Source organism: Pseudomonas sp. 18058, from assembly GCF_902706155.1.
GTDB lineage: Bacteria > Pseudomonadota > Gammaproteobacteria > Pseudomonadales > Pseudomonadaceae > Aquipseudomonas > Aquipseudomonas rustica.
The window spans coordinates 37,695-57,499 of the sequence record NZ_CACSJY010000024.1 but is presented as its reverse complement, the minus strand read 5'-3'; the positions used below and the strand labels follow the sequence as shown (position 1 = coordinate 57,499).

Genomic DNA, 19,805 nt, shown 5'->3' with positions numbered 1-19,805 from the left:
GAGTTTCCATGGATAAAAAATTGATTGTGGTCGCTGCGGCGACATTGGCGTTGGGCATTGGTGTGGGCTCGATGTGGTCGGGCACTGCCTCCATCGACGCGCATGCCGATGAAGCGGCGGATCACGCCGATCACGCTGAAGAAGGCGCTGCGGCTGAGCATGGCGAAGAAGGGCACATCGAACTGACCGCCGAGCAAATCACCGCTGCCGGCATTCAATTGGCTGAAGCGAAACCGCAAAACATCAGCCTCGGCTTGCCGTTCCCCGGTGAAGTGCGCTTCGACGAAGACCGCACCGCCCACGTGGTGCCGCGCGTGCCGGGGGTGGTCGAGGCGGTCTCGGTCAACCTCGGGCAGACGGTGAAGAAGGGCCAGTTGCTGGCGGTGATCGCCAGTCAGCAGATCTCCGATCAGCGCAGCGAACAAGCGGCGGCGCAACGGCGTTTGGCATTGGCGCGCACGACCTATGAACGGGAGAAAAAACTCTGGCAGGACAAGATCTCCGCCGAGCAGGATTTCCTCCAGGCGCGCCAAGCGTTGCAAGAGGCGGAAATCGCCGTAAGCAATGCGCGGCAAAAGATCAGCGTGCTCAGTGGCAGCGTGGTCGCCACCGGCGGCAATCGCTATGAATTGCGCGCGCCGTTTGACGGCGTGGTGGTGGAAAAACACCTGACGCCGGGTGAAGTGGTCGATGAAACCACGGCAGCGTTCACGCTCTCGGATTTGTCGCGGGTGTGGGTGACGTTCGGCGTTTCACCGAAGGATTTGGCCAAGGTGCAAGTGGGTAAAGCGGTCACCGTCAGCGCGCCGGAATTGAACGCCGAAGTCGTCGGCAGCGTGGCTTATGTTGGCAGTTTGCTCGGCGAACAAACCCGCACTGCAACCGTGCGCGTGACCCTGGAAAACCCGCAAGGCTCATGGCGCCCCGGTCTGTTCGTCACCGCGCTGGTCGCTACCGAAAGCCGCGAAGCGAAAGTCGCCGTACCGGAAACCGCAATCCAGACGGTCGAGGACAAACCCACGGTGTTCGTGCGCACCGACGATGGTTTCGAAGCGCGCCCGGTGGAGTTGGGCAGTCGCGCGGCGGGCCAGGTGGAAATCACCCAAGGGCTGGAGCCGGGTGCGCAAGTCGCCAGCGCCGGTAGCTTCGTCCTCAAATCGGAACTGGGCAAAGCCTCAGCCGAGCATAGCCACTGATCCGGAAGACTCCCATGTTCGAACGCCTGATCCAGTTTGCCATCGAGCAGCGCATTATCGTGCTGCTCGCCGTTCTGCTTATGGCCGGCCTCGGCATCGCCAGTTATCAAAAACTGCCGATCGACGCCGTGCCCGATATCACCAACGTCCAGGTGCAAATCAACACCGGCGCTGCCGGGTTCTCGCCGCTGGAAACCGAGCAGCGCATCACCTTCCCGATTGAAACGGCGATGGCCGGTTTGCCGGCGCTGGAGCAGACCCGATCGCTGTCGCGTTCGGGCCTGTCGCAGGTGACGGTGATCTTCAAGGACGGCACCGACCTGTTCTTCGCCCGTCAGTTGGTCAACGAGCGTTTGCAGATCGCCAAGGAGCAATTGCCCGAAGGCGCGGAAGCGATGATGGGGCCGATTTCCACCGGTCTCGGCGAGATTTTTCTGTGGACGGTTGAAGCCAAGGAGGGCGCGCTCAAGGACGACGGCATGCCCTATACGCCGACCGATCTGCGGGTGATTCAGGACTGGATCATCAAGCCGCAATTGCGCAACGTACCGGGCGTGGCCGAGATCAACACCATCGGCGGTTTCGCCAAGGAATATCAGATAGCGCCGGATCCGAAACGGCTGGCGGCGTACAAGTTGACGCTCACTGATCTGGTCACGGCGCTGGAGCGCAACAACGCCAACGTCGGCGCCGGGTACATCGAGCGCAGTGGCGAGCAATTGCTGATTCGCGCACCGGGGCAAGTGGCGAGCACCGAGGACATCGCCAACATCGTCATGGCCAATGTCGACGGCACGCCGATCCGCGTGAAGAACGTGGCGACGGTAGAAATCGGCCGCGAATTGCGCAGCGGGGCGGCCACGGAAAACGGTCGCGAAGTGGTGCTCGGCACCGTGTTCATGCTGATCGGCGAGAACAGTCGAACGGTCTCGCAAGCGGTGGCCAGCAAGCTTGAACAGATCAATAAATCACTGCCGGAAGGCGTGATAGCCGTGCCGGTTTACGACCGTACACACCTGGTCGACAAAGCCATCGCCACGGTGAAAAAGAACCTCATTGAAGGCGCGATTCTGGTGATCGCGATTCTGTTTTTGTTCCTCGGTAATATCCGCGCGGCGCTGATTACTGCGATGGTGATTCCGCTGTCGATGCTGTTCACCTTCACCGGGATGTTCAGCAACAAAGTCAGCGCCAACCTGATGAGTCTCGGCGCACTGGACTTCGGGATTATTGTCGACGGTGCGGTGGTAATCGTTGAAAACACCCTGCGGCGATTGGCCCATGCGCAGCAGCATCATGGGCGTTTATTGACGCGTGCCGAGCGTTTCAAGGAAGTGTTTGCGGCGGCGAAAGAAGCGCGGCGGCCGCTGATTTTCGGGCAGTTGATCATCATGGTCGTGTACCTGCCGATCTTCGCGTTGAGCGGCGTCGAAGGGAAAATGTTCCATCCGATGGCGTTCACCGTGGTCATCGCTTTGCTTGGCGCGATGCTGTTGTCGGTGACCTTCGTGCCGGCGGCGATTGCGTTGTTCGTGACCGGCAAAGTCAAGGAAGAAGAGGGCGCGGTGATGCGCGGTGCACGCTGCGTTTATGCGCCGGCGCTGGCCTGGGTGATGAGTCATCGCGCTGTCGCGGTGAGCGCTGCGTTGGCCGTGATCGTGCTCAGCGGCGTGCTCACCAGTCGCATGGGCAGCGAGTTTGTGCCGAGCCTCAGCGAAGGGGATTTTGCTCTGCAAGCGCTGCGCGTGCCGGGCACCAGCCTGACGCAATCGGTGGACATGCAGCAGCGCCTGGAGACGTTGATTCTGGCGAAAGTGCCGGAAGTCGAACGCGTCTTCGCTCGTACCGGTACTGCCGAAATCGCTTCCGATCCGATGCCGCCGAACATCTCCGACAGCTACGTGATGCTCAAGCCGAAAGAGCAGTGGCCGGATCCGCGCAAGTCGCGCGAAACCTTGATGGCGGAACTGCAAGCCGCTGCCGCGACCTTGCCGGGCAGCAACTATGAGCTGTCGCAGCCGATTCAGTTGCGCTTCAACGAACTGATTTCCGGGGTGCGCAGCGATGTCGCAGTGAAGGTGTTTGGCGATGACATGGATGTGCTCAACGCCACGGCGGCGAAGATTGCCGCAGCCATGCAAAAGGTCAACGGCGCGTCTGAAGTGAAGGTCGAACAAACCACTGGCTTGCCGGTGCTGACCATCAATATTGATCGCGATAAAGCGGCGCGTTATGGGCTCAATGTTGGCGATGTGCAGGACACGATTGCCGTTGCGGTGGGCGGGCGGCAGGCGGGGATTTTGTATGAGGGCGATCGGCGTTTCGACATGGTCGTGCGTTTGTCCGATGCGATGCGCAAGGACATCGACGGGCTCTCGGCGCTGCTGATTCCGGTGCCTTCAGTGAACGGCTCGGCAAGTCAGATCGGTTTTATCGCCCTCAAGGAAGTCGCCAGCCTCGATCTGGTGCTCGGCCCGAATCAGGTCAGCCGCGAGAACGGTAAACGCCTGGTGATCGTCAGCGCCAATGTGCGTGGGCGTGATATTGGCTCGTTTGTCAGCGAGGCCGGCGCAGTGATTGAGCGTGACGTGCAGGTGCCCGCTGGTTACTGGACGAGTTGGGGCGGGCAGTTCGAACAACTGCAATCGGCGGCCAAGCGTTTGCAGATTGTCGTGCCGGTGGCCTTGCTGTTGGTGTTTGGGTTGTTGTTCATGATGTTCAACAATCTGAAGGATGGTCTGCTGGTGTTTACCGGGATCCCGTTTGCGCTGACCGGCGGTGTGATGGCGCTGTGGCTGCGGGATATTCCGCTGTCGATTTCGGCGGGGGTCGGGTTTATCGCGCTGTCGGGTGTGGCGGTGCTGAATGGCTTGGTGATGATCGCGTTTATTCGTAATTTGCGGGAGGAGGGGCGTTCGCTTTCCGATGCCATTAACGAAGGCGCACTGACACGCTTGCGGCCAGTGTTGATGACGGCGCTGGTGGCATCGCTGGGGTTCATTCCGATGGCGCTCGCGACTGGCACCGGTGCTGAAGTGCAGCGTCCGCTGGCGACCGTGGTGATCGGCGGGATCCTCTCCTCGACCATCCTCACACTGTTGATCTTGCCGGCCCTCTACCAACTCGCCCATCGCCGGGATGAGGACGACGTTCCAACTAAATAGGTAATCCCCCTGTGGGAGCGGGCTTGCTCGCGAAAGCGGTGTATCAGTCAAAACATTATTTGAATGACCCACCGCATTCGCGAGCAAGCCCGCTCCCACATTGGTTTTGTGTGCGGACTTAAAAGGCTGTTTCGGCAGATAACGGATCTGTAATTTCCCCGCCACCGTCACGAAAGGTTCACCTTGTTACCTTGATCCCGTCAGCTACTTAAACGAGGAATCAACCATGAAACTTGCCCAACTCAGTGCCTTAGCAGCCGCGCTCGCGGTGTCTTCCCTGGTCATGGCCGAAGGTGGCGGTGACCGCACGTTCGCCAAAATGATTGCCGCCAACGACCGTTCCGTCGAACTGTTCGTCGCCAAGGAACAGGCCCGCGACCCTGTCGTGTTGAACGAGAAAAAAGACGAGAAAACCAAAGCGCTGTAAGCGTTCGGAAAATGAGCAAGCCTGTCATCGACTGCCGATGCCGGGCTTTTCGATGAGGCAATGGACATGAAGATTTTTAAACGGATGGCGTTCGCTGCAGCGATGGCAGTGTCGGTGAGTGCACTGGCCGAGGGCGGCGGTGATCGCACCTTCGAACGCGCACTCAGCGCCAACAGCAAAGCCATGGAACAGTACGCCGCCAGCCAGGGCAAAGCGCCGCCGGTGGTGAAGGATTACGCGTACGGGATGAAGCTCGACGTGGTCAAAGTGGTGAGCGTGGTCAAGCCCGAGGCGGCCTGTGCCGTGGTGCCGACGGCGATGACATACGAAGATTCGAAGGGACAGCTCAACACAATCAAATACAGCGTGGCGGGCGTGTGTCGCAACGGCGGAACCTGAAAAAACCCCACGATCCCCTGTAGGAGTTGCCGGAGGCTGCGATCTTTTGATCTTGGTTTTTAAGATCAAAAGATCGCAGCCTTCGGCAGCTCCAGTGAACGGATTTTATTTCGGCATCAATTCTGGCTCTATGCCGCTGTTTATAACGAAAATGAAGGGGTTGGTTATTAAATGTCTTGAATATCAAATGTGCCCTTAAGTTCGATTTTTTCGTTGGGGTCTTGTGTGCCAATCAGTTTGATATGAAACGCGCCTGTGACTCTAGAAAGACTTGTTTCAGTTAACGTTAAGTCACCTTGGATAACAATGAATTGTGTGTTGGTGATCCCTGGGCCTGGAAGCTGGCTCGTGAGTCGTCCTCCTGTAAAATGCCCTTTGTCAAATTGATATTCGCCTGGTGGAGTGCCTTTTTTAAATTTCAGTTCGAGTTTGCGTGCGCCCTGGCTTCCGGTCACGTTGTCGCTGCCGTAAGTCACTGTATCGCTGGTCAAGTACGGCTTGCTGTCGTGTGTGGTAATAGCTTTAAAGTGGCCGGTCAACGACGTGGTAGAGATTTCAGTAGAGTTGCTCATGTCTATTCCTTTACGTAATGAATATATTGAGCCGCTTCTAAAAGCAGCCGTTCGATAGTATCGATATTTTTATTCGGTGATCTACTGTTATAGTTGACAGTAGACTCTTGGATGTTTTTCTGGGTTGCTCAGTGTTATGTCGATTTCTGTGGAGCGCATTTGCCCTCAGCGAATTCTTACTGGCCAACGCCTGCGAATCCCTCGCCTCGGCCACCGTCATGCTCGGCGACTTCGCCGCGCAACTCGAAGGCACGCATCGAAAGACCCTGCTGGGTATTGCGCAAGTGGTCATGCTCGGTGAATTGGCGGTAAATAAAGCCCTCGATAACGTCGATCCCGCTGCCTAACTCCTGTAGGAGTGAGCCTGCTCGCGATGGCGGTAGGTCAGGCAATGAAGAAGTTGTCCGTGCCGACGTCTTCGGGAGCAAGCTCGATCTCGAATGCAAACAAAAACATTCCTAGGGGGAAATAGCAGTTTTTCGGAGAGCATTCTTTATCTGAGATTCTTTCAATCTATATATTGGATATACCGCAAACGTATCTGCATTGCCCAATTGCTCGCTTTCAAACGATCTGATGACGTTGAAAACGGTTTTATGTTGTACGTGGGTGTGGTCGACTACGGTTGCCAGCCCTTTGATTGCTTTGCTGACATCGTTCTCGGATTGTTTACTTGAGAGCTCAAGGGGGTAATAGAAAAAGTCTGCTTTTTTAAGGAATATATGAAAGAGCTCGTGGCCAACGACTCTTGCTTGGCCAAGTACATTTAAATTTCTGAATTTGGCCCCTCTGATGAATATTCGCTGATAAGGATCGTTGCCGTGCATGAAAGCGATGTAGTCGTGTAAGTTTTCACGTTTGTTTTGAATATAAGCAACCTGGTCGTAAAGATCCCCGGATTGTTGATATCGTGGTATTTCTTTAAGGACGGCGTTGTAATCTGTTTTGTATTTTTCAATGATTCTAATGGTCTTGTTTTCTGAGGTCTGGCGGGCTTTATAACCCATTAAGTATTTTCTGAATGTTTCAGTGTTGCCACTTTCTAATTCGTCAGTCGTCTCTTTAAGTAGCTGACTAAATAAGGTGATCGCTGAATTAAACATGTGCGATAATTCAGTGTGCTGAGCTGTAAGGGTGTCCGTGTTTCCTCGGTATTTGAAGTGATAGCCGTTCTTTTTCTTGGTGTATAGCTTTTCGATTCTGTCGTTTGTCCCTCTATACACCAACCCTTGATCATCATATCCACTGGAAGGATTGTTCTTAACGAAACTATAGATATTAAGGCCATCAACCGTCCCTGCTGGATCCGGATTTGGCCAGCGCTGCAACCACGGGATGTAATACCTGAATCCATAGTAATAAAGCCCCGTCGCATCCCGCTCTTGCCCCGAATAACGCACGGTTTTGTAACTCGCCTCAACTTCACCGCGCCCGGCAAACCATGCGGTCGTACCGAGAGGGTGATAGCGCTCCTGGCTGATGATGTCGCCTGAGCTGTCCAGCTCGAGCGCGCAGGAACCGAGATGATCATTAAGGCTGTAACGATATTGATCGTTGGCGATGTCTTTCGGCGGCTCGGACTCCCAATGCAAAACCCGCACGCTGCTGCGTCCGGCTTGAACGGTGATCACCTGCAACGCTTCCCCCGTTCCGCTGTGGGTGCGCAGTTCCAGACCTGGCAGATAACGAACTTCCGAAATCAGCGTTCGGGCGTTGGTCTGTGTAGAGCGCACTTTACGAACGCGCATACCGTCGGCGCCGTAAACGTAACCCTCACGGTCATTCGCCACGGGGCTGACTTCGCGCAATTGGTTGTGCAGGTCCCATCGCAAAACCTGCCCCGGTTGAAGGTTGAGCAAATTGCCGTTGGCATCGAAACTTTTTCGCAAGTCCTCGTCGGTCGGTTCCAAGCCATTGATCACCGGCAAACAGCGATTACTCTGCGCAGCCGCCACCAGTCGATGACCGTGACTCTGCGGCCCGTCATGCGTCAGTTCCAGCAAGTTACAGCCATGGTCATAGCGGTAGGTTTGCGAATAATTGGCACACGATGCCGGATCGTCAAACCGCGAAAATGCCGGGCCTTGATCAGAACCGCCAGCCTCCCATCCCGTCGCTTTGATCAACTGATAGAGGCTGTTGTAAACGTAGCGATTAACCGGTTCAACCCGCTGATTAGCAAAGTAGCGAACGGGCAGGGCAGCGTCTTCAATGCTGACCACGTTGCCTACCGGGTCGTAGACGTAACGCAAATCTTGCAGAGCGTCGCTGCCACGTTTGCTTTGAAGCCGGTTCAGACGACCATCCTCAGCGGCGTATTCCAGCGAGGTGATCACGCCATTGCCGGCCGTTTCCCGCCCAGTCTGACCGAGGGCGTTGTACTGGATTGCGCTGACCAGCACCTTCGGCGCGACGTCCTTTGCCAATTGCAGACGAACCTCGCACAACTGGCCGGCGAGGGTCTGGCTGAAAAACTGTCGGTTACCTCTGGCGTCAGTTTGTTCGATGACTTCGCTCAGTGCATTGAACCGCGAACGGCTTGTGGCCTCGGTGCCCGGCTCAAGCAAAGTCTCACGTTCAGGCACTGGCTCAGGCCAGTCGGGCACTTCAAGTGCGAGCAGATAATGCCGGGTTAACATCAGAACTTCACCCGCCAAGCCAAACTGTTCGAATCGCAGAGCTCCAGCCGACTCATCGTGGCGGATTAACTGCCCGCACTGGTTTCTCTCGGAAAATGCTGAATCAGCCCAGCCATATTCGTAGCGTTCGGTGCACAACAACGCATCATCATTCGCCTGCTCAAATACCGCGATCGGGCGAAGAAGGTTGTCGTATCCCGCTTGACGCTGACTTCCCCTTGCATCGCATCCCCAAATACTCTGACCCGCCGCCCCGAAAAGATCGACACGCCATCCGGCATCAACACTGACGGTGCTCAACGCCTTTCCGGACAGCGAATACGTCGACACCAGGTTGGCAGGTGCAGCAGGATCCTTCATCAATCGTGGATCCTGCTGGGCCGTTATCCTTCCCGCCGCATCACGCTGTTGAACGGTTTTCCTTGCCTCATGCTTGCTGAGATCTTGCTGCCAATAGGCAATCTGCCGCACCACCATGCCACGGCTGTCGATGGCTGTGCAGTCTGGGGTTAGCTTATCGACGCTCATGCGCGTCCCTGACGAAATGCGCAACCGCGTCAGACGACCGTCTTCAGCGGCGTAATCCAGTAAGGTGATCACGCCATTACCGGCTGTCTCCCGCACAGTCTGACCGAGGGCGTTGTACTGGATGGCGCTGACTAATACCTTCAGCGCGACGTCCTTCGCCAATTGCAAACGAACCTCGCGCAACGGGCCGTCAACAGTGTGGCTGAACATCTGCCGGTTATCTCTGGCATCGGTTTGTTCGATGGCCTCACCCAGCGGGTTAAACCGTGCGCGCGCCTTGAACCCGGCGCCAGGCTCAAGCAATTTGTCACGCTCGGCAATGGGCTCCGGCCAGTCGGGGGACTCCAGCGTCTGCAAAAAATGGCGTGTCTGCTGTAACACCTCTCCCGCCAAACCGAACTGTTCGAACAGCTGTGTACCCGCCGCATCATCGTGGCGAATCAGTCGCCCGCATTGGTTACGCGCGGAAAATGCCGGATCGTCGTCGCCATAGTCAAAACGCTCGGTACACAACAACTCGCCATCAACCCCTTGCTCAAACACCGCCAGCGGTCGAACCTGATCGTCATATTCCGTAATGCGCTGACGCCCCCGAACATCCCATCCCGACACAGTCTGATCGGCCCCACCCAATAAACTGACTTGCCACCCGGCATCGACGCTGAGACTGCTCAACACCTTCCCGGACAACGAACAGATCGACGCAAGATTGGCCGGTGCCGAAGCATCCGCCATCAACCGCGGATCCCGCTGCGCCACCAGCCGACCAGCCGCATCATGCTGCTGAGTCGTTACCCGCGCCTCAAGCTCGTTAAGATCCTGGCGCCAATACGCAATCTGCCGCACCGGCAAGCCACGACTGTCATTCGCCGTCAGCTGTGGGGTCTGCGCATCCACCCAATAACTCATGGAAACGGCATTTTTTTGCGCGGTTGTTCCGGCGGCGGCTCAAACAGGTCGTTTTCATCAAACGCCACGTTGCACCAGATCCAGTACCACGTCTCCCGCCGTAACGGCTTCATTTGCGGCGGATTACCTTGGAGCATTTTTTTCGCCAGCACGGTTTCAGTCGGGCGACCGGCCGCGTCGTAAAACTGCTGATCGTGGAAGGCGTGCTCGCGCATCGAGCGATCATTGATGTAGCGCGGTTGATCGGCAAAGTAGGGTCGGTAGATGCGTACTTTTTCGCCCTTGTTGTTGTACTCGACCGGCTCGCTGACACGCCAGCGCCGTGGCACATCGGCCTCGACAGGCTTGCCGTCGGAGTCGAGGATTAATTCACCGTTTTCCCCGACCTGCCACGACTTGCCTGGCTCGACTTCCTGTTTGGTTTGCAGCGACCGACCGAAGCCGTCCCAGCAGGCGATGCTGACCCGCACTTGCATCTCCGGATCACCGGGGTAGCGGTCAGCCAGCATCGCGACGGCATGGATCGGTTCGCGGTGGGCCGCGTCGAGTTGTTGCTTGAGGATTTTCTCGTTTGCGTCTGGGGTTTGCACGTCGGCGAGATACTGCCGCGCTCTGTCGCAGAAGTGGCCGCCGGGCAGGATGAACCCTTCACGTCTGGCCCATGTCTGCCATTCAGGGGAGGGCGGTGAGGTGCGTGAGACATGGCCCATCCAGCTGAAAGGATCGCTGAAGCTGACACTGGCGAAATTGCCGATGGCTTTTTTCGGGTCGGCAATGGCAATCGCCGGGTGGCGGTCGGGAGGCGGGACGTAGGTTTCCAGTCGATCAAAACCCACCGGCAGGCCTAATTCCGTGCCGTGGAAACTGGTGACCAACACTTGGCCTAATGCGTCGTAACGCGCCTCCTGAATATTGCGGTTGGCGTCTTCGATGGCGGCCGGCAGAAAGCTCCGGTAATCCACATCGAGCGTGCGGGTGGTGCAGCCATCGGGCAGGGTGACGGCATTGGTCAGGCACCAATAGTCGTCGTAAAAGACCTGGGTCTCACCGTGGCTAAGGGTTTCGCGATACTTCTGGATGTTAAAAAAACCGTCCAGCGCGTGATAGGTGGGGAAGCCTTTGCGGACCGACCACAGGTAATTTTTTGCATCGTCCGGATCGGTCGGTGGGGTGTTTTTCACTTCAGGCAGGAACAGATCCATGATGTGGTAACCGACTTCCGGTGACTCGAGTTTTTCTTTCAGGTTGAAGGGCATGTTGCCCTCGGCGTCCTTGAGTTTGTCGTAAGCGCTGAGGGCGATGGCATCCAGCTCCGCCGTTTCTATGTGCGCGGGCAAACCTTCGAACGTCACTTGGCCGGGTGCAAGGGGCTGGTTGTTGGCGGGGTTCATGTAGAGCTGCATCGACAAGCCTGTGAGCACGGATTGTTTCGCCCACGCGCCGTCGTCGGCGCTTTGTCGCAGAAAATACTCATGGGTGATGTTGGTGGCGGTGATCGCCGGTTTGTCGAGCACCAGTGCGTTGCCGCGCGCCTGATAAGGCAGGCCAAGGCGCCAGGCTTCTGGATTTGGCAGGTGAAGGTGCAGCGCTTTGGTTTGCGTCAGGTACCACTTTTGTTGGGCATCGTCGTGGGCATCCTTCCACCAGGTTTGGTGATATTCGTCGCTGAACGGCGGTGTATCGCTCAAGGTTTTGCGCCGTGCGTAGTGCACGGTAAAGCCATGAATGACGCTGCCGTACTCATCCCATTCCAGGTTCAGTGTGTGCTGACATAGCGGGTCATCGGCGATGTCTGGCTCGTATTGATAACTGATCGATTCCAGGTCAAGCGGCTGCACCACCGCGTAAGGATTGTGCTCACCTTTGGGCCGCAACACGCGCACGGCGACGCGGCTTTCCTGAACAGCGTAAGGCACGGCAGTGGCGGGATCGTCGTCTGCGGCGTAGACCTCCGAGCGCAGGACTCTGCCGCTCAGGCAGCGGGCAATTTCGCGCTGGAGGTCTTCGTCTGGTGGCTCGATGGGTTGCGCCGCGTGATCGTGTAGCAGCGTGGGTTGCAGGGCCACCGCAGACGGGTCGCCCGTGTAATAACCGTCGCGGGAAGGGTCGATATCCTCGCCGGTGTGGAACCAGGTTTTGCTCAGGATCGGTGCGGTGAAACCGGTTCTCGCGCGTTCGGCTTGCGTCGCTTCGGTATCGGTCTGCATGAGCAGGCGAAAGCCACGGAACTCGCGCTCGAAGCGGTCGTAATAACCGCCGCGATAACTGAAACCCTGCGTCAGCGTGTTGCCGGTGATCTCATCGTGCTGGGTCTGCTGCTTGACCACATGCAACGCCATGGGCAATTGGGAGATCGGGTTTTCGATGCCCGCCGCGTGTTGCTGGTTTTTTTCATCCAGCCATTCCTGCGCCGAACTGCGGTAGGTCACGCCGCTGCTGGAACCCATGTTGTTGCAGGTGCGGTTGACCAGATACGGCTTGGCTTTGACGAAATCGTAGCGCCAGTGTCGAGGGGCCATGTACGGCACCGTGACGATCAGGCTTGAGCAACCCAGCCCTTGCAGGTCGGCGGTGCTGACCTGGGTAAGTCGGTCGTAAAGCACGCCTTCGGGCCACGGCAGGTCGACACTGCTTTGCTCGAATCCACTACCGGCGTGGTTCATGAACACACGCAGACGCTTGGGTTCCAGGTAGATCAGATCCGCCGCGCCGGAGCCGTCGAGATCGGCCAACAGAACCTGTGCCGCATTGAACTCGCTGTAGCGCATGACGTTTCTGGAGATGACGCTGCCGTCGCCGTCACTGCGCTCGGGCATCCACATATCGCCGCCGGGGCCGGTGACAATATCGTTGCCGGTGTAGGCCGGAACACCTTTGGTTGTGCGCAAGGTGATGGCGTTGGCCGTCAGGTGCCAGCCGATGCCGAACGGGCTGTTGCCGACATCACTGCTGTAACCCAGCCCCAGCGCCGGGGCAAAACCACGGCCGGGGGAAATCGGCAGGGGCAATTCAAGCGATGCCGCGCCGGTGGTGCCGACGCCGCCCCAACCCTTGCCGATGCTTTGAATGGCTCCGCCCATTTTGGGCAGGGAGGGAGTGTTGATCTGCATCGTTGACTGTTGCTGCGGTTGCTCACTCATAGCGAACCGCCGTTGCGTCTGGCCGTGAAACGTATGTAAGCGATGATGGAGGTGGCGACGGCCATATCAGTGAATCTCCCTGCCAGATGGGTGGCATCGATAGGATGCCCGGCGGGTTAACGCTAGCGGTAAAGACCGGCGGTGTAACCTGTCAGACCTGACAGGGTGGTGCAGTTTTCTTAGATCAAATTCGCTCAACAGATAACCGATCTATCGCCAAAACTTGTAGGAGCCGGTGCAGGCTGCGACCTTTTGGTTGTGTCTTTCAAGATCAAAAGATCGCAGCCTGCACCGGCTCCTACAGGTTTTTCGTGTTTCACAGAGTAAAAAAAGGCGCCCCGAAGGACGCCAAAAAATTCACCTCTTTCCAAAGGAGCAAGGAGCTTCTAAAGGTGAATCTGATCGCTCATGAAATTCACAGAATCGCCAGCGGGTATTCGACGATCACCCGCACTTCTTCCAGATCGGACTCGAACGCTGTGGCGCGGGTCGTGGCCTGACGCAAACGCAGTGACAGGTCTTTCATCGAGCCGCTTTGCACCACGTATTTGACTTCAACATCGCGCTCCCAGCGCTTCTGATCGGTGAGCGGATTACCCTCCGCGTCGCGGCGCATGTACACAGCGTTGGCGTTGGAATAATCAGCATCGGTGCCGCGACCGTAACGGGTCATGAACGACAGACCCGGCACGCCGTACGGGGTCATGTCGAGGTCATAGCGCACCATCCAGGAACGTTCTTTGGGCGAGTTGAAGTCGCTGTACTGGATGGAGTTGTCGAGGAAGATCGAGTCGGACTGGCGCAGGTAATCGAAGTCGTCGTTGCCGTTGTTGCGCTGGTGGGAGAGGGCGACGGAGTGGGCGCCGAGTTTGACGCCGACGCGGCCGCTCCAGATGTTGTTGTCGAATTCGCCGAGCAGTTTTTTGCCCTCGTCGACAGCCTTGTAATAGTTGAGGTCGCCGAACAATGACAGGTCATCTGCCAATGGATACGTCCATGCGGTGCCGGCGTAGTACTGATTCCAGGCCTCCTTGAGACGGCTGGAATACAGGCTGAACGTGAGGTTTTTGTTCAACGCGTAATCGCCGCCGCCGTAGGCGATCCACGGGGAATTGACCGGGCCGGCGTAGAAGGTGGCGAAGTTATCGTTGAGGTCGCTGGAGGTCGGTTGGCTCATTGCATGCAGTCGACCGCCCTGTACCGACAGGCCTTCGATACTGGTGTTGATGGCTGTCACGCCTTTGAAGCTCTCGGGCAGCAATCGCGAGTCACCGGCGGCGACCACCGGGGTGGCAGGGAACACATCGCCGACCCGTACGATCGTATCGAACGCGCGCACTTTGGCGGCCCCGCCGAATTTGGTGTACTCGTCCTGCGCCTGGCCATCGCTGTTGACCGGTAACACGTCGAAGGAGCTACGAGCGCCGTTACGGCCGTCACCGGTGTCGAGTTTCAGGCCGATCATGGCAAATGCATCAACACCGAAGCCGACAGTGCCTTGAGTGAATCCGGATTCGAACTTGCTGATTACTGCGTGCGCCCAGGCTTCGGAATAGCCATTGCCGGTAGGGCTGGACTGGCCGTTGCGGTGATCACGATTGAAGTAGTAATTGCGGTTGAGGACGGTGAGGCTGCTGCCTTCGATAAAGCCTTCGGCTTTTTCCTCCGCCACTACCATGGACGGTGCGGCGCTGATCGCCACCGTTAAAGCGGCCATCGATATTTTTGTAGGGTTAAGCATCAGTCACTCCTGGAGTTCGGCAGAACGGGAACGTGCTTCGGCGTGAGTTTTATTGTTCGACGGGCGAGGGCCCGCCGGCATGGTCGCCGGGTGACATCGTTGCAAGCTGCGGATAACGCCAAGGTGATGAGGGAATTACAATTTCGTCATGTGGCCGGAATGAAAACCTATGTCAGGTCAGGGCTGCGAGTTGTTCGATCGTCTGTGGAAAACGCTCGACAAGACGGATCAGGGTTGTGGCTTGAGCGTTGGGTGTTGCTCGTCCTTGCTCCCAGTTTTCGAGCGTTCGCGTGTTGGTGCGTAGATACATCGCGAATACTGAGCGGGAAAGGTTAAGTTGCTGACGGATGGCTATCACTTCCTCAGCAGTGATCGGCATCAGTTTTGGCAGCTGAACCTTATGGGTACGCAAGGTGATTTTGCCTTGGCGTTCATCGGCCAGTGCTTCCAGTCCATCCATCAGTTCGGAAAAAATGTCACGTTTCATAGCGGGTTCTCGCGTTAAGTTCTTTATTGAGTGTTTGTCTGAAAAGTTTTTTCTGGGCAGGCGTCAAATCGTCCTGCTCGTTTTTGCCGTAAACGGTAAAGAGCCAGAACTGATCGAAGCCTGACCACCAGTAATAAATCACTCGTAATCCGCTGCGTTTACCTTTCCCTCTTCGTTGGTCGCTAAAGCGAATTTTACGAAGCCCGCCTGTGTCCTCGATGAGATCCCCGGTTCCGGATTTTTCAGCAACTCCAGTTGAAAGCTGCGAAACAGATCGTCGTCCAGATAGTCGTCTCGGTGCTTCTGAATCACAGGTAATTCGATAAATAGAGCATCCATGTTCTGTACGTTGCCTGCGTATAGTGTTGTACCGATAATCGAATAGGTCAAGGCCTGCTGGCCTTGCTTTTCTCCCCTTTTTCAACGGTAGACGTCGGTCGTAAAATCACCTGTAGGACGAGTAGACGGGAGAGGTAGGATCGTTCGACTAATCTGTGAAGAGCTTCGCAACTCACGTGTCAGAACAATCCCACAGCAGTGTCCAGCGCCGAATAGCGATAGCGGCGGGGTGTCAGGCAATGAAAATGTTGAATGTGCCGACGCCTTCGCGAGCAAGCCCAGCTCCCACAATGATCCGGGATGGCCACAGAATTTGTGCTCGACACATAACCCGTAGGAGCAGAGCTTGCTCGCGAAAGCAGTGGGTCAGGCAATGAAAATGTTGAATGTGCCGACGCCTTCGCGGGCCAGCCCGGCTCCCACAATGATCAGGGATGACCACAGAATTGGTGCACGACACATAACCTGTGGGAGCAGAGCTTGCTCGCGAAAGCGGTGGGTCAGGCAATGAAGATGTTGAATGTGCCGACGCCTTCGCGAGCAGGCTCACTCCCACAATGATCCGGGATGACCACAGAATTGGTGCACGACACATAACCTGTGGGAGCGAGCCTGCTCGCGAAAGCGGTGGTTCAGGCAATGAAAATGTTGAATGTGCCGACGCCTTCGCGAGCAGGCTCACTCCTACAATGATCCGGGATGGCCACAGAATTTGTGCACGACACATAACCCGTAGGAGCAGAGCTTGCTCGCGAAAGCGGTGGGTCAAGCAATGAAGATATTGAATGTGCCGACGCCTTCGCGGGCAAGCCCAGCTCCCACAATGATCCGGGATAACCGCAGAATTGGTGCACGACACATAACCTGTGGGAGCGGGCTTGCTCGCGAAAGCGGTGGTTCAGGCAATGAAAATGTTGAATGTGCCGACGCCTTCGCGAGCAGGCTCACTCCCACAATGATCCGGGATGACCACAGAATTTGTGCACCACACATAACCCGTAGGAGCAGAGCTTGCTCGCGAAAGCGGTGGGTCAAGCAATGAAGATATTGAATGTGCCGACGCCTTCGCGGGCAAGCCCAGCTCCCACAATGATCCGGGATAACCGCAGAATTGGTGCACGACACATAACCTGTGGGAGCAGAGCTTGCTCGCGAAAGCAGTGGGTCAGGCAATGAAAATGTTAAATCCCACAAAAACAAAAACGGCACCCGAAGGTGCCGTTTTCATGTGTAGCCAGCCGAGCAATCAGCCCGCCAGCCCCGCCTGCTGAACCAATGTCAGCAATGGCTGCGGGTACACACCCAGGAAGAATGCGACCAGGGCGATGGCCAGCAGCATCACGCCGCCTGCCTTTTGTTCCCAGTGCAGCTGGGCGTCGTGGCGACGCAGGTTTGGTTCGATCAGGTACAGGGTGACCATCACGCGCAGGTAGTAGAAGACGCCGATGGCGCTGCCCAGCACCAGCGAACCGACCAGCCACCATTGGTGCGCTTCAACACCGGTGGCGATGATGTAGAACTTGCCGATGAAGCCAGCGGTCAGCGGGATACCGGCCAGCGACAGCATCATCACGGTCAGCACGGCGGTCAGGTACGGACGGCGCCAGAACAGGCCGCGGTATTCGTACAGGGCATCCGCGTCACGGCCGTTGTACGGCGAGGACATCAGGGTGATCACGCCGAAGGCGCCGAGGCTGGTGATCACGTAGGTGACCAGGTACACGCCAATGGCTTCCACCGCCAGCCCCTTGCTCGCCACCAGTGCGATCAGCAGGTAGCCGAAGTGCGCGATGGACGAGTAACCGAGCAGACGCTTGAGGTTGCTCTGGGTCAGGGCCAGCAGGTTACCGAACAGGATCGAGGCGATGGCGATAACGGTCAGCACGTCGCTCAGTACGCCACTGCTTGCGGCAGGGGAGATCTGGAACAGACGCACCATCACCGCAAACACTGCAACCTTCGACGCAGTCGCAAGAAACGCGGCCACCGGCGCCGGAGCACCTTCGTAGACGTCCGGCGTCCACAGGTGGAACGGCACCAGCGACAGCTTGAACGCCAGACCGATCAGCATCATGCCCAGGCCCAGTTGTGCCAGCGGGCTAGGCAGACCCGTCGCGGCCAGTGCCTGACCGATACCGGTGAAGCTCAGAGAACCGGCGTCAGCGTAGAGCAGGGCCATACCGAACAACAGGAACGCGGAACCGGCCGCCGACAGCACCATGTATTTGATGCCGGCTTCCAGCGAACGCTTGTTGAAGAAGGCGTAAGCCACCAGACCGTAAACCGGTACCGAGAGCAGTTCCAGACCGATGAACAAGCCGGCCAGGTGCTGCGCGCTGACCAGAACCAGACCACCGGCGGCGGCCATCAGGATCAGCAAGTACAGTTCTTCACGGTTGCCCGGGTAACCCGAACCGCCATCGCCCAGATAAGCGTGGGCGAGGGTGACGCAGGCGAGGGTGGCGACCAGGATCAGCGCCATGTACAGGCAGGCAAACGAGTCGATCTGCAGCAATGGGGTCACGGCCAGAGGCGCGACTTTCAGGGCTGGCAGGATCGACAACAGGGCCAGGTTCAGACCGGCGACCGAGATCAGGAAGGTCTGCGAGTGGTTGCGGCGCCAGGCGATTGCCAGCATCACCACGATAATGGTGAGGCTGGTGATCAACAGTGGCGCAAGCGCAATAAAGTGTTGAATCGTGAATTCCATAGCGCTCTTACCGGGCCGAAGCGAGTTGAGTGAAGGCGGTGCCGAGCCACTGCTGAACGCCATGCATCGTGGCGGCAGAAGTGTCGAGGAACGGTTGCGGGTAGACGCCGATGTAGATCAGCAACACCGCAAGGCCTAGCACCATGATCAGTTCGCGAGCGTCCATACCGTGCAGGATCGAATCCGATTTCGCCGGGCCGAAGTAGGCACGGTGGATCATGATCAGCGAGTAGACCGAACCGAACACCAGACCGGAAGTGGCAATCGCAGTAATCCACGGCCAGCTCGCGAAAGAGCCGATCAGGATCAGGAACTCACCGACAAAGTTACCGGTACCCGGCAGACCCAAGGACGCGGCTGCGAAGAACAGGCTGATTGCCGGCAGGTAAGCGATACGCGACCACACACCGCCCATCTCACGCATGTCACGAGTGTGCAGACGCTCGTACAACTGACCGCTGAGGATAAACAGTGCCGCCGCCGACACACCGTGCGCGAGCATCTGGATCACTGCACCTTGCAGGGCCAGTTGGCTGCCGGAGTAGATGCCGATCAACACGAAACCCATGTGGGAAACGGACGAGAAGGCGATCAGACGCTTGATGTCGGTTTGTGCGAACGCGAGGAACGCGCCGTAGAAGATCCCGATCAGACCGAGGGTCATGGCGATCGGCGCAAACTCGGCCGAAGCATTCGGGAACAGCGGCAGGGCGAAACGCAGCAGACCGTAAGCAGCGGTTTTCAGCAAGATACCGGCGAGGTCGACGGAACCTGCAGTCGGCGCCTGGGCGTGAGCATCAGGCAACCAGGAGTGGAACGGTACAACCGGCAGCTTGACCGCGAAGGCGATGAAGAAGCCGAGCATCAGGATGTACTCGGTGGTCATCGACATCTTGGTTTTCAACAGGTCGGCGTAGTTGAAGGTAATCACGCCAGTGTTGTTGAAGTTGACCAGCACCAGACCGAGGATCGCCACCAGCATGATCAGGCCGGACGCCTGAGTGAAGATGAAGAACTTGGTCGCCGCGTAGATCCGGGTTTTCTTGCCGTCCGAAGAACTGTGACCCCAGAGCGCGATGAGGAAGTACATCGGCACCAGCATCATTTCCCAGAAGAAGAAGAACATGAACAGGTCGAGGGCGAGGAACACGCCGACAACGCCGCCCAGGATCCACATCAGGTTCAGGTGGAAGAAGCCAACGTGACGTTGAATCTCTTTCCACGAGCAGAGTACCGAGAGGATACCCAGCAGACCGGTCAGCAGGATCATCAACAGCGACAGGCCGTCGAGGGCCAGGTGCACGCTGATGCCGAAACGCGCGATCCAGATGTGCTTGAACTCAAGCGCCCAGGTCGGATCGGCGCCAGGCGCCGGGGCAAATGAATAGTCACCATGGGCCCACAGCCAGAGGCCGAGGGCGAGTTCCAGGGTCATGGTCAACAGCGCAATCCAGCGCGGGAGGGTAGCGCCGAAGCGCTCACCCATCCAGCACAGCAGGCCGCCGATGAAGGGGATCAGGATTAGCCAAGGCAGAATCATGACGGGCTCGTTTC

At 57.4% G+C, this 19,805-nt stretch carries 11 protein-coding genes and 2 pseudogenes; 5 read left to right on the top strand and 8 right to left on the bottom strand.

Translation table 11 applies throughout. From position 1 onward, the window contains the following. Positions 1-8 precede the first annotated feature (8 nt). The 4 genes from GVL50_RS14980 to GVL50_RS14965 all read left to right on the top strand — a co-directional run bounded on the left by GVL50_RS14980 (position 9) and on the right by GVL50_RS14965 (position 5,186). Positions 9-1,196, top strand: coding sequence for an efflux RND transporter periplasmic adaptor subunit (locus tag GVL50_RS14980; RefSeq protein ID WP_159813910.1), 1,188 nt, complete (start codon positions 9-11; stop codon positions 1,194-1,196). 14 nt (positions 1,197-1,210) lie between these two features. After that, positions 1,211-4,360: a CusA/CzcA family heavy metal efflux RND transporter gene (locus GVL50_RS14975; RefSeq protein WP_159813908.1), complete on the top strand. Its 3,150-nt coding sequence runs from the start codon at positions 1,211-1,213 to the stop codon at positions 4,358-4,360. A gap of 226 nt (positions 4,361-4,586) precedes the next feature. Beyond that, positions 4,587-4,787, top strand: coding sequence for a co-regulatory protein PtrA N-terminal domain-containing protein (locus GVL50_RS14970; RefSeq protein ID WP_159813906.1), 201 nt, complete (start codon positions 4,587-4,589; stop codon positions 4,785-4,787). Positions 4,788-4,853: 66 nt separating this feature from the next. Continuing rightward, positions 4,854-5,186 carry a DUF2790 domain-containing protein gene (locus GVL50_RS14965; protein ID WP_159777056.1) on the top strand — a complete coding sequence of 111 codons (333 nt, stop codon included), beginning with the start codon at positions 4,854-4,856 and terminating at the stop codon, positions 5,184-5,186. 167 nt (positions 5,187-5,353) lie between these two features. On the opposite strand, the gene GVL50_RS14960 is transcribed toward GVL50_RS14965, so the two are convergent. Continuing rightward, the gene (locus GVL50_RS14960) at positions 5,354-5,758 is read right to left on the bottom strand and encodes a hypothetical protein (RefSeq protein ID WP_159813904.1); all 405 of its coding nucleotides are present in this window, start codon (positions 5,756-5,758) and stop codon (positions 5,354-5,356) included. A 167-nt stretch (positions 5,759-5,925) separates the two neighbouring features. Between GVL50_RS14960 and GVL50_RS14955 the strand changes: the two are divergent. Then, a pseudogene (locus tag GVL50_RS14955) lies at positions 5,926-6,105 on the top strand (DUF6124 family protein); the annotation flags it as partial. Positions 6,106-6,216: 111 nt separating this feature from the next. Here the strand turns inward: GVL50_RS14955 and GVL50_RS14950 are convergent. From GVL50_RS14950 to nuoM, 7 genes and pseudogenes are all read right to left on the bottom strand, one after another. After that, complete coding sequence (locus GVL50_RS14950) at positions 6,217-9,822, bottom strand: RHS repeat-associated core domain-containing protein (protein WP_256671870.1); 3,606 nt, start codon at positions 9,820-9,822, stop codon at positions 6,217-6,219. Positions 9,823-9,830: 8 nt separating this feature from the next. Continuing rightward, positions 9,831-12,974 (bottom strand): toxin TcdB middle/C-terminal domain-containing protein, encoded by a 3,144-nt coding sequence (locus GVL50_RS14945; protein ID WP_159813902.1) that lies wholly within the window; start codon positions 12,972-12,974, stop codon positions 9,831-9,833. Positions 12,975-13,389: 415 nt separating this feature from the next. Next, on the bottom strand, positions 13,390-14,715 hold the full coding sequence (locus tag GVL50_RS14940) for an OprD family porin (protein WP_159813900.1): 1,326 nt from the start codon (positions 14,713-14,715) through the stop codon (positions 13,390-13,392). Between the two features lie 172 nt (positions 14,716-14,887). Next, positions 14,888-15,202 (bottom strand): DNA-binding transcriptional regulator, encoded by a 315-nt coding sequence (locus tag GVL50_RS14935; RefSeq protein WP_027614657.1) that lies wholly within the window; start codon positions 15,200-15,202, stop codon positions 14,888-14,890. After that, a pseudogene (locus GVL50_RS14930) lies at positions 15,192-15,541 on the bottom strand (toxin). Before GVL50_RS14930 ends, GVL50_RS14935 begins: the two are co-directional and overlap by 11 nt. A 1,246-nt stretch (positions 15,542-16,787) precedes the next feature. Beyond that, the gene (nuoN, locus tag GVL50_RS14925; RefSeq protein WP_159813898.1) at positions 16,788-18,251 is read right to left on the bottom strand and encodes an NADH-quinone oxidoreductase subunit NuoN; all 1,464 of its coding nucleotides are present in this window, start codon (positions 18,249-18,251) and stop codon (positions 16,788-16,790) included. Positions 18,252-18,258: 7 nt separating this feature from the next. Further along, positions 18,259-19,791: an NADH-quinone oxidoreductase subunit M gene (gene nuoM, locus GVL50_RS14920; RefSeq protein WP_008082846.1), complete on the bottom strand. Its 1,533-nt coding sequence runs from the start codon at positions 19,789-19,791 to the stop codon at positions 18,259-18,261. Positions 19,792-19,805: the final 14 nt, after the last annotated feature.